General features: G+C 49.7%; 6 protein-coding genes and 1 pseudogene. 1 reads left to right on the top strand and 6 read right to left on the bottom strand.

The window, feature by feature from the left end; genetic code table 11:
* Window positions 1-109 precede the first annotated feature (109 nt).
* Entirely contained in the window at window positions 110-2,317 is a 2,208-nt protein-coding gene (uvrD, locus tag ACTHSP_RS15020; protein WP_440346357.1) for a DNA helicase II, read from the top strand.
* Window positions 2,318-2,917: 600 nt separating this feature from the next.
* Here uvrD and ACTHSP_RS15015 read toward each other — a convergent pair.
* From ACTHSP_RS15015 to ACTHSP_RS14990, 6 genes and pseudogenes are all read right to left on the bottom strand, one after another.
* Window positions 2,918-3,214: a hypothetical protein gene (locus ACTHSP_RS15015; RefSeq protein WP_070439879.1), complete on the bottom strand. Its 297-nt coding sequence runs from the start codon at window positions 3,212-3,214 to the stop codon at window positions 2,918-2,920.
* Window positions 3,215-3,465: 251 nt separating this feature from the next.
* Window positions 3,466-3,528: pseudogene (locus tag ACTHSP_RS15010) on the bottom strand (REP-associated tyrosine transposase); the annotation flags it as partial.
* Window positions 3,529-3,648: 120 nt separating this feature from the next.
* A complete protein-coding gene (locus ACTHSP_RS15005; RefSeq protein ID WP_440346356.1) occupies window positions 3,649-4,578 on the bottom strand; it encodes an HNH endonuclease in 930 nt (309 codons plus the stop codon).
* Window positions 4,579-4,601: 23 nt separating this feature from the next.
* A complete protein-coding gene (gene uvrB / locus ACTHSP_RS15000) occupies window positions 4,602-6,629 on the bottom strand; it encodes an excinuclease ABC subunit UvrB (RefSeq protein WP_440346355.1) in 2,028 nt (675 codons plus the stop codon).
* A 254-nt stretch (window positions 6,630-6,883) separates the two neighbouring features.
* Window positions 6,884-7,297, bottom strand: a complete 414-nt coding sequence (locus ACTHSP_RS14995) for a type IV pilin protein (protein ID WP_070747509.1) — start codon at window positions 7,295-7,297, stop codon at window positions 6,884-6,886.
* Between the two features lie 264 nt (window positions 7,298-7,561).
* Window positions 7,562-7,849, bottom strand: a complete 288-nt coding sequence (locus ACTHSP_RS14990; protein ID WP_036472233.1) for a ComEA family DNA-binding protein — start codon at window positions 7,847-7,849, stop codon at window positions 7,562-7,564.
* Window positions 7,850-8,226: the final 377 nt, after the last annotated feature.

The following is an 8,226-nucleotide window of genomic DNA, read 5'->3' as shown; positions in this document are numbered from 1 at the left end:
CCGTTCTAATCGGCTTCCAACACAAAGGCCGTCTGAAACATCTTTTCAGACGGCCTTTTGTATTTCCTTTAAAATATTGCATTCCCATTTCTTTTCAGACGGCCTCTTCATGTTTCCCAACGAATCCGCCCCCAACCTCCTGCAAGGCTTAAACCCCGAACAACTCTCCGCCGTAACCTGGCCGCCGCAATCTGCCCTCGTCTTGGCAGGCGCGGGCAGCGGCAAAACGCGCGTACTGACCACGCGCATCGCATGGCTTTTGCAAACCGGTCAGGCAAGCGTACACAGCATTATGGCGGTAACGTTTACCAACAAAGCCGCCAAAGAGATGCAAACCCGTCTCGGCACGATGATTCCCATCAACGTCCGCGCCATGTGGCTCGGCACGTTCCACGGCTTGTGCCACCGCTTTCTACGGCTGCACCACCGCGATGCCGGACTGCCGTCTTCCTTTCAAATCCTCGACAGCGGCGACCAGCTTTCCCTTATCAAACGCCTGCTCAAAAGTCTCAACATCGCCGAAGAAATCATCGCGCCGCGTTCGCTACAAGGCTTTATCAATGCGCAAAAAGAATCCGGTTTGCGCGCTTCCGTGTTGAACGCGCCCGACCCGCACACAAGCCGCATGATTGAATGCTACGCCGAATACGACAAAGTCTGCCAACGCGAAGGCGTGGTTGATTTCGCCGAGCTTATGCTCCGCAGTTACGAAATGCTGCAAAGCAACGAAATCCTGCGCCAACACTACCAAAACCGCTTCAACCACATTCTCGTCGACGAGTTCCAAGACACCAACAAACTGCAATACGCCTGGCTCAAACTCATGGCAGGCGGCAACGCGGCAGTGTTTGCCGTCGGCGACGACGACCAAAGCATCTACCGTTTCCGCGGCGCGCACGTCGGCAACATGACCGCGCTGATGGAAGAGTTCCACATCGACGCGCCCGTCAAACTCGAACAAAACTACCGCTCCGTCGGCAACATCCTCGCCGCCGCCAACGCCGTGATCGAAAACAACGACGAACGCCTCGGCAAAAACCTGCGCACCGATGCCGAAGCAGGCGACAAAATCCGCTACTACTCCGCCTTTACCGACCTCGAAGAAGCCCAGTTCATCGTTGACGAAACCAAAGCCCTCGAACGCGAAGGCTGGAATTTGGACGAAATCGCCGTCCTCTACCGCAGCAACGCCCAATCGCGCGTCATCGAACAAAGCCTGTTCCGCAGCGGCATTCCCTACAAAATCTACGGAGGCCTGCGCTTTTACGAACGCCAAGAAATCAAACACGCGCTCGCCTACCTGCGCCTTGCCGTCAATCCAGACGACGACAACGCCCTCTTGCGCGTGATTAACTTCCCGCCGCGCGGCATCGGCGCACGCACCATCGAAAACCTTCAGACGGCCTCAAACGAACAAGGCATCACCCTCTGGCAGGCTGCCTGCAATGCCGGCGCAAAAGCCACCAAAATCGCCGCCTTCGTCCGCCTGATTGAAGCCCTGCGCAACCAAGTCGGACAAATGCCCCTGTCCGAAATCATCGTCGGCATCCTCAAAGACAGCGGCCTGACCGAACACTACAAAACCCAAAAAGGCGACAACCAAGACCGCCTCGACAACCTCGACGAACTCGTCAACGCCGCCATCGAGTTCAAACCCGAAGACAGCAACTTTGAAACCCTGCCCGAAAACATTTCAGACGACCCCGCCTTCCCCATCCTCGCCTTCCTCAGCAACGCCGCCCTCGAATCCGGCGAAAACCAAGCAGGCGCAGGCGAAAAAGCCGTCCAACTCATGACCGTCCACGCCTCCAAAGGCTTGGAATTTAACGCTGTCTTCCTCACCGGCATGGAAGAAGGCCGCTTCCCCAGCGAAATGAGCCTTGCCGAACGCGGCGGCCTCGAAGAAGAACGCCGCCTCATGTACGTCGCCATCACCCGCGCCCGCAAACGCCTCTACATCACCATGGCGCAGCAGCGCATGCTGCACGGACAAACCCAATTCGGCATCGTCTCCCGCTTCGTCGAAGAAATACCACCCGAAGTATTGCACTACCTGTCCGTCAAAAAAAACGCCTACGACAGCTACGGCAGCCCGCGCCAAACCGCCGCGCCCAAAGACAAAATCATCGACGACTACAAACAGCCCCAAACCTACGCAGGCTTCCGCATCGGACAAAACGTCCGCCACGCCAAATTCGGCACCGGCGTGATTATCGACGCCGTGGATAAAGGCGAATCTGCCCGACTGACCATCAACTTCGGCAAACAGGGCGTAAAAGAGCTGGATACCAAGTTTGCGAAATTGGAAGAGATGTAGAAGGGAGATGGCAGAGGTCGTCTGAAACCCGTAGCGTGGGCTTTGCTCACGAATCAAAAACAAAATTTCAGACGACTTCTTTTACCCAGCATTGTCGTGGACAAAGCCCACGCTACAATGCACATTGACGAGGCAAAAGGCCGTCTGAAAACGGGAGGAGCAATTTTGCCGAAACCTCCGCCGTCATTCCCGCGCAGGCGGGAATCCAGACTTCGGCATTTCGGGAACATTTCAAGACTGCTGCAATTTCAAACTTCTGGATTCCCGCCTGCGCGGGAATGACGGATTATGGGGATTTGAGAAAATGAAAGAAACAAGGCCGTCTGAAAAGCGGTTTTAGCTTCATTGAAGCTATGCTTTCAGACGGCCTTTAACATGCGTACGATTACGCCGCTTGAGGCGGTGAGCTGTACCTATGGGATTTTGTTGTTTTGGTGGGCTGTACAGATTTGTTTATGTATAGATTACCGGTTAATTCAAACACTGCGTGCGTGCGTACCGCACACACCCTACACGTCGGTTTTAAAGTTTGTGCCGCCCGCAGGTGGGGTGTGTGGCGCAGCCACGAACGCGGTTGGTGGAGATACAGGCTACGGCTTGCTACATGTCTTGTTGTAATTTGTGGAGTTCTTCCAAATAAATATCTTCCATAATATTTTTCATATCTAACACACCATCGTGAATATCCTCATGGGTATCATTTTGAATCCAATAAATGTCTACTAATTCTGTTGGACGATACATACCATATTTTTTTAATTCCATGCCTGATTTATCATTCTTCCGTAACTCACTCAATAAATGATTACTGGATGCTCTTCCATGCAAGTTTCTATCATCTTGAATGCTGATATATCCCCTATCTTTTAAAATATCTAATAAATATTCAATGCTCATTTATTATCTCCAAAGTTGCTGTGTTAAATAAAATATTTAATCTGCGCTTGCTATGCGTTATTATATTCGTTGCCTGAAATGAAACAAAGGTCGTCTGAAAACGGATTCACGGTTTTCAGACGACCTTTTTATTATATGGTAATTGAGCAAAATGTAGGTTGGGTTGCAAACCCAACATGTTGTGAAATTTAACAGTTTTGTTGGAGCTTGACCCAACCTACGCTTGCTGCATCATCGGTCAAAATCTTCTACCGTTTATTGGTTACAACCGTAAAAAAGTAAGTGCCGCCATTGCGGTAAAAACGACGGTATTCATAGTGTTATACTCGGAATGATTTTGTAGGTCGGATTCTCGAATCCGACATTTTAGGCATTGCTGCAATGGATTGCAACGACAGGAATGTTAAAGGTTTTGTCGGATACAAGTATCCGACCTACGCTTGCTCATAGTTACCCATGTTAGAAAATAGTGCTTGCATCCAATCAAATAAACCAATAGCGAACGGAGTAACTGTTATGATGGAATTAATATAATCAACACTAGTAATAATTCCTAAACCTGAAAAAGTAGCATGTCCGCTGCTGGGACGAAAATGAACAAATGCTGTCGTTGTTGTAATCCATCGTGGATTGATTGCCATAATAATTTTAAAAGAATTTATTTTGGTATATATGTGTGGATCTTTTTCCCAATTCCCGCTGAATTGAGTATTCATTAAAGCTACTTCATCTACCATGTCTACATTAATATTTTTTGTTCTAAATCGTTTCTGATCAAATGAAACAAGTCTTCCAACAATGCTTTCATGAAGAATAAGATCATCAAGAGGAATTGCATTTAATTCTATATTTTTTAGAGTGTTTTCAAAAGAAATCATTAAATAGTTTAATTCATATCCTAAACTATGTAGGCTGCTATTTTTATCAAAATATTCCAAATCTACTTTATGGTTTAAACGGGCTGCTTGTTCTGAAAGACGGGGGATATTTAAATAGAAAAAAATAGAGAATCTTAATTTCCATGGTTTAGGTTGAGAAAATTTATTCTCAATCCATTTTAAATGCTTATTTTTAATTTCAATTAGATATTCAATACTATAATCATCAGGGGAGTCATCGATTTCCTTATGATGATCTGAACACAAAAGCATTAAATTATCGATAGAATCCCTTTCTTCCTGTGTTAATTTAGAATCCCCCCTGGGTCCCGCTGGTTTTGCAGCAACGATATGAGCAATTTCTCCAATTAATACAATTTTTTTATGGTTCTTCTCATTTTTCTTAATTAAATCTTTTTTACAAATACAACATTTTGCAGCACATTGCCCCCAAATAATTTTTGAAATTTTTTCAGATATTGCCATTATTAATCTCCAAAATACAAATTTTACTCCGCCCCAAACAACAGGCTCTCTTTAATCCCCCGAATCCTATCCCTTAACACAGCCGCCTCTTCAAACTGCAAATCCCTAGCCGCCTGCTGCATGGCTTTTTCCAGTTTGGCGATTTCTTTAATCGCGTCTTCTTCGTTGTGGATTTCGCCGACTTTAACTTTGTTTTTGCCTTGTCTACGGCCTTTGCCGCTGTCTTCTTCGTGGTACACGCCGTCGATGATGTCTTTGACCTGTTTTTTAATCTGCTGTGGCACGATGCCGTGTTCTTCGTTGAATTTAATCTGTTTTTCACGGCGGCGTTCGGTTTCGTCGATGGCGGCTTTCATGGAGTCGGTGATTTTGTCGGCGTACAGGATGGCAACGCCGTTCACGTTGCGAGCGGCGCGGCCTATGGTTTGAATCAGGCTGCGGTGGGAGCGCAGGAAGCCTTCTTTGTCGGCGTCGAGGATGGCGACGAGGGAGACTTCGGGGATGTCCAAGCCTTCGCGCAAGAGGTTGATGCCGACGAGTACGTCAAACAGGCCGAGGCGTAAATCTCTAATGATTTCAACGCGCTCTACGGTGTCGATGTCGCTGTGCAAGTAGCGTACTTTGATGCCGAGTTCGCTGTAATAGTCGGTGAGTTGCTCTGCCATGCGTTTGGTGAGGGTGGTAACGAGTACGCGTTCGCCTTTTTGGATGCGGTCGTTGATTTCGCTCATTAAATCATCGACTTGGGTGGCAACGGGGCGGATGATGATTTTGGGGTCGACCAGCCCTGTGGGGCGGACGACTTGTTCGACCACTTGTCCAGCGTGTTCTTCTTCGTATTTGGCCGGGGTGGCGGAAACGAAGATGGTTTGCGGCATGACTTTTTCAAATTCGTGGAATTTGAGCGGACGGTTGTCGCGGGCGGAAGGCAGGCGGAAGCCGTAGTCCACGAGGTTTTGTTTGCGCGATGCGTCGCCTTTGTACATGCCGCCGATTTGGGTAACGGTAACGTGGCTTTCGTCGATGAACATGATGGCGTTGTCAGGCAGATAGTCCATCAGCGTGGGCGGCGGTTCGCCTTCTTTTTTGCCGGAGAAGTGGCGGGAGTAGTTTTCGATGCCTTTACAGAAGCCCATTTCGTAGAGCATTTCGAGGTCGAAGCGGGTGCGCTGTTCGATGCGTTGTTGCTCGACGGGGCGTTGTTCGCGGGCGAAAAATTCGATGCGTTCGCGCAATTCTTCTTTGATGGACTCGCAGGCGCGCAATACGGTGTCGCGCGGGGTAACGTAGTGGCTGGACGGGAAGACGGTGTAGCGGCCGACGCGTTGGTGCAGGCTGCCTGAAAGCGGGTCGAACATATCGAGGCGGTCGATTTCGTCGTCAAACAGGCTGATGCGCAAGGCGTTTTCGGAGCTTTCGGCGGGATACACGTCAATCACATCGCCGCGCACGCGGAAGCTGCCGCGTTTGAAGTCCAAGTCGCCGCGTTCGTATTGCATGGAAACGAGCGTGGCGATGATGTCGCGCTGCTCGATGGTGTCGCCTTCTTTGACGGACAACACCATTTGTTGATATTCGGTCGGGTCGCCGATACCGTAAATGGCGGACACGGTGGCGACGATAATCACGTCGTCGCGCGTCATCAGGTTTTTGGTGGCGGAAAGGCGCATCTGTTCGATGTGTTCGTTGATCGCGCTGTCTTTTTCGATGAACAGATCGCGGCTGGGCACATAGGCTTCGGGCTGGTAATAGTCGTAGTAGGAGACGAAATATTCCACCGCGTTTTCGGGGAAAAATTCGCGCATTTCGGCGTAGAGTTGGGCGGCAAGGGTTTTGTTGTGCGCCATGATGATGGCGGGTCGGCCGCTTTGGGCGATGACGTTCGCCATGGTGTAGGTTTTGCCCGACCCTGTTACGCCGAGCAGGGTTTGGTAGGCAAGGCCGTCTGAAAGTCCTTCGAGCAAGCCGGCAATGGCAGTGGGCTGGTCGCTGGCAGGAGGAAATGGCTGATGGAGTTTAAACGGAGAATTGGGATATTGGATGACTTCCATAAGACGGCCTGTTTTATGTTCAGGAAAAGAGAAGATTATAACAAAGGGCCGTCTGAAAATTGATAGTGTGCCAATCTGACGAGACTAAATATTTCATCTCCTTCCTTAGCTAACTGAGATTGGTTGTGTTAGCAGGAACAATACTTGGATGCTGGGCTGGGTCAGCTGGAGCGAATAACCCATCTTCATTCACCAAAGGACGTGCCTGTGCACGTCCTTTTTCTTTATCCGCATCCTCCCTTTCGATCAGGTTTCTACCCCGTAAAAGGCCGACACTCCGCATCATTGCCCCTAAATATCTCCTCGCCGTCCATACAGCTGCCCTTCCCCTTCATCTTCTCGCACACCACCGCCGTCAGCGACTCGTTCAAGCGCAACACCCTCGGCTCCGCCTCCCTGTCCAACGCCACCGCCTTCAGAGTAAACTTCCCCTCCAAGATCCCCTTAGCCTGACCGCTCATCCTGATACAGAAACCACCCGCCTCCTTCACCGGCAGCTCCGGCCACTTCGTCGACGTCAGCTTAAAGCTGCCCTTTTTCGTATAGAACTGCTCCATAAAGCGCGCATTTTCCAGCAGGGCGGCATGCGCCGCACGCAGGTTGGCCGAGCGGACCGATTCCCGGTAGGCCGTAAATGCCACCGTCGCCAATATCGAAACCAACAGCATGACCACCAACAGCTGTATCAAAGAGTAGCCCCTCTGTACAGTTGCCCTATTCCGTTTTCCATCAAATACATTTAAGTACATCTCTTTATTTCCTTTATCTTTTATATCCTCATCCGACAAGAGGCTATCCATTTATCCCTTTACCCAATGTAAAGTCTCCATTTGTCCAGGTCTTCATTCCCGGCCCCATACAAAGCCGCCCGTCAACCCGAACCGCAAGCGGTTCGGCCTCGGGGCGGCGTATACGGCAGTTAACCGTCAGGCTTATTTTTTCACGGCAGGCTGGGCGGCCTTAGGCGCGGCAGAAGAAACCGTCGCCTCCGCCTTCAACTTGTTCAGCACCGCATCACCGATGCCCTTCACGTTTTTCAGCTCCTCCACCGATTTGAACGCACCGTTCTTCTGACGGTATTCCACAATCGATTTCGCCTTAGCCGGACCGATACCCGGCAAGGCCTCCAGTTCGGCAGAAGACGCGGTATTGATGTTCACGGCAGCCAAAGAGAACGCCGCACAGACGGCGGCAAATGCACCAAATAAAAATTTCTTCATCAGATTTTTTCCCATAACGTGTTTGATTGAATCAGTCAGGAAGTCTACAGAATGGTTTTATTCCAAGCGGTAAACACTGTCACATACGCAGATAGGGCAACAGCCCATACCCACATAAATGCTTACGCCATATTAACGCAAATATCGTTTGATTTCAAATATTCTAAACAGTTAACCGTAACTTCCGGTACTTTTGTTCAAGAATAACAACAGGGTAATCATACAATACCTGTTACCTCCCACCAAACCGACAGAAACGACAGGCATGTAAAAAGCCCCCGACATCAGTCGGGGGCTTCAGAATGGGTGTTTGGCGGTGACCTACTTTCACATGGAAGAACCACACTATCATCGGCGCTGAGTCGTTTCACGGTCCT

Source organism: Neisseria sp. P0001.S005 (assembly GCF_051963715.1).
This window is presented reverse-complemented; position numbering and strand designations above follow the sequence as displayed.